Source organism: Oleiphilus sp. HI0123 (assembly GCF_001635315.1).
Genome location: NZ_LWGE01000426.1, coordinates 1 through 338 on the forward strand (window position 1 = coordinate 1; position 338 = coordinate 338).

1 protein-coding gene is annotated in these 338 nt (G+C 46.2%); it reads right to left on the minus strand.

Annotated elements, in window-relative coordinates; all coding sequences use genetic code 11:
* Positions 1 to 10 precede the first annotated feature (10 nt).
* Positions 11 to 338 (minus strand): hypothetical protein (locus tag A3761_RS26870; protein ID WP_255374914.1); only part of this gene is annotated, 328 nt, incomplete at its 5' end.

Genomic DNA, 338 nt, shown 5'->3' on the forward strand with positions numbered 1-338 from the left:
AGCTTGTATTTCATAACTCGATTACCTTGTTGGTAAGGTATGAGTCCTGACACTCTCTGCCATAGCCATGCTGATTACTGATCACACGAGTTGCTCCCATGTTTACATCGAAATTTGCGTGTGTGTGGCCAAAGGCCCAGATAGCCGGTTGATACTGCTCAATTAATGCATCGAACGATGAACAAAAATAAGCCGTCATTTCATCGATGGGAAATTTAGGGTTGGCTACTTTAACTGATGGAGCGAAGTGAGTGATGACCACGGTATGTTCGCAAGATGTTGGCGCCGACAGGGCCCTCTCAAGCCATTCGGATTGCTGTTCGCCTAACTCAATACAG